Source organism: Lamprobacter sp. (genome assembly GCF_034860625.1).
In the GTDB taxonomy this organism is placed as follows: domain Bacteria; phylum Pseudomonadota; class Gammaproteobacteria; order Chromatiales; family Chromatiaceae; genus Lamprobacter.
Window position 1 is genome coordinate 1 of record NZ_JAYESN010000362.1, and the last position, 2,383, is coordinate 2,383.

Genomic DNA, 2,383 nt, shown 5'->3' on the forward strand with positions numbered 1-2,383 from the left:
CCCGGACGAGACCCTGGTCTATCCCGGCCATGATTACGAGCAGCGCTGCGTCTCGAGCATCGCCCAGGAGAAGGCACGCAACCCGCGGCTCGGTCAGGGCCGCTCGAAAGAGGACTTTGTCGCGCTGATGGATGGGCTCGGCCTGCCCTATCCACGCAAGATCGACTTTGCGGTGCCAGGCAATGAGGACTGCGGCGCCTGTCCCACCAACGTGCCAGAACAGTTTCGCGGCCCCTGCTCGGCCAGCGATCAGGGATGATTGAACCGACGCTCATCGTCCGTTGGATGCGCTGGCTGTGATCGACGACGCTGTGTTCCGGACGCCATCGCCGCGAGCAACGCACTGCCAAGGCAGCCCTGCATGCGCTGATCCGCTCGATTCGCGCACTTCATGCAACGCGGAGCCTTGGCCTGGCTCAGCGATCCATGCAGCGCTGCCCCCTAGAGACTCAGCCGGCGATCAAGCGCTCCAGTGCCTCGGCCTCGAGCGGCCGCAGCCCGATCAGGGCACCGATCGCGTTGCCGAACTCGCGATCGCCCGACATCAGCAGCAGTGCCGAGAGTGCGGCGATGAAGGCCCGCGCACGCGCCGCCTCGGTTGGCTCGCCCTGGGCTTCGGTGAGCGCCTTGCGGATCAGCTGCAGATCGATCACCTCGAGCGTTTCAACCGGCGCGTCTAGCGTCGCCTGATCCGCTTGGTCTGGTGTCTTTTTCATGCCCTCACCTCCTGAAGCCTAAGGTCGCCGAATGGCTCGGGTTCGGCTGCATCCGTCGGGCGTGCATCGGTCGCGGCGCGGCGTCGACTGATCTCGGTCTGCAGCGCGGCGCCAAAGCTGGCCTTGACCTGCAACCAGTCGCGCGGCTGGATGCTGATCGGCGCTGGCTCTGGGAAATTCTTGAACCAGGGGCCATAGGAGGGACCGAGCACCTGCTCACGCTCGGCGGCGAGTACCGCCAGATCGGCCTGTTTGACGGCGGCGGGTTCCGGATAGGCCAGCCCGAAGACCTCGGCGACGACGGCGCTGATGCGCGCCTCGACCGCCTTGTACTCCGGCATCACCTGTTTCAGCGGGCTGACCATGTCACCGATGTAGGCCTCGGCGGCATCGTGCAGCAGGCCTTCTAAGCGCAGCTCCGGCGGCAGCAGCGAGGCGACATGCAGCGAGTGCTGGGCAACGCTGTAGGGAAACAGCGCAGCGCCATTGAAGCGGTTCATCAACGACAACGAGTGAATGATGTCGTCCAGGCACAGCATCGCCGGCTGCGGATCGCGCAGGTCGAAGGCGATGCCGGAGTAGGTGTGGATGTGCACAGGATGGATGTCGGTCATGATGTGCGAGAAAAGCAGGCGTTTGTGGGCGCCGGTGTTCTTGCTCAGGACAGAATTTGCAGGCGGTCGCACAGGTGCAACTGGATATTCCGATCCTGAACCAGCGCCTCCCAGGTCGGATAGGGCTCGGGTGGCTGATAACCGCTCGTCGGTACCTCATAGGTGCCGTCGACCCCGGTGATGGCGCGCATCAGATCGGTCGCGGCGGCCTTCACTCCGTCGTCGGTCATGCGCGCGCCACCCCAATAATCGTTGCCTGGCCAGGAGACCTGATCCCAGGCGACGATGCTGTAGAGCCGGCAGTCGCTGAGATCCTCATCCGCTTCGGCATACTGCGTCGGCGCGCACAGCTGCGGACGCTCGGCATGGCCCTGCAGCAGCGGGCGCACACGCAGCGAGAGCGGTCCAAAGTCGTGGCGCTCATTGCAGCATTCGCTGTAGGGATCGTAGTAGATCAGGCGACTGTGCGGCAGCTGTGGCGCATGCCGTTCGAGCAATGCGATCAGCGCGCCTTTGAGCTCCTCGCCAAGTCTGCCGGCGAAGGGACCGGCGAACTGACCGCAGCCGAGTCCGGGGACGGTGATCAGGGCCATCTGCCCGCGCTCGGCGGCATCCAGGTCCGCGTAGCGTAGCAGCGGCAGCAGGCGGCGTGCGTAGAGGGCGCGGTAGCCGACCGGGTCGAGCTGGCCGTCTCGGGTGACGGCCAGCCAATCCGCCGGCACACAGCCACGCCCATTGCGCAGCAGGGCACCCGGGATGAACAGGAGCGTTGCCGACAGCGGCTCGGGATGCACGGCTGGACGGTGATGGCGGCCGTCATCGAAGATCCGCACCGGCACCGCCACGCCGAGGTCGCCGAGCAACGACAGCTCCGTCGCTGACCAGTCACGCCCATCGCCATAGATGGCCGACTCGGCGAAGATCAACGGGCGTTTGGTGTGGACCAGGCGCTCAAGGAAGGCGGCATCGCTGAGGCTGTCGGGGTCTTGATCACGCAGTTGGTCCTGCAGGTAGGCGCCGGCCTGGGCTAGACCTTGCTCGGCGAGTTGCTGA

The 2,383-nt window shown here is 65.7% G+C and carries 3 protein-coding genes and 1 pseudogene; 1 reads left to right on the forward strand and 3 read right to left on the reverse strand.

Annotation, left to right across the window (positions count from 1 at the left end):
• A pseudogene (locus VBE63_RS27530) lies at positions 1 to 259 on the forward strand (MBL fold metallo-hydrolase); the annotation flags it as partial.
• A 190-nt stretch (positions 260 to 449) separates the two neighbouring features.
• Here VBE63_RS27530 and VBE63_RS27535 read toward each other — a convergent pair.
• From VBE63_RS27535 to VBE63_RS27545, 3 genes are all read right to left on the reverse strand, one after another.
• The gene (locus tag VBE63_RS27535; RefSeq protein WP_323686180.1) at positions 450 to 716 is read right to left on the reverse strand and encodes a hypothetical protein; all 267 of its coding nucleotides are present in this window, start codon (positions 714 to 716) and stop codon (positions 450 to 452) included.
• Entirely contained in the window at positions 713 to 1,330 is a 618-nt protein-coding gene (locus VBE63_RS27540; RefSeq protein ID WP_323686181.1) for a hypothetical protein, read from the reverse strand. The genes VBE63_RS27535 and VBE63_RS27540 overlap by 4 nt, the downstream gene beginning before the upstream one ends.
• A 44-nt stretch (positions 1,331 to 1,374) precedes the next feature.
• Positions 1,375 to 2,383 (reverse strand): hypothetical protein (locus VBE63_RS27545; protein ID WP_323686182.1); only part of this gene is annotated, 1,009 nt, incomplete at its 5' end.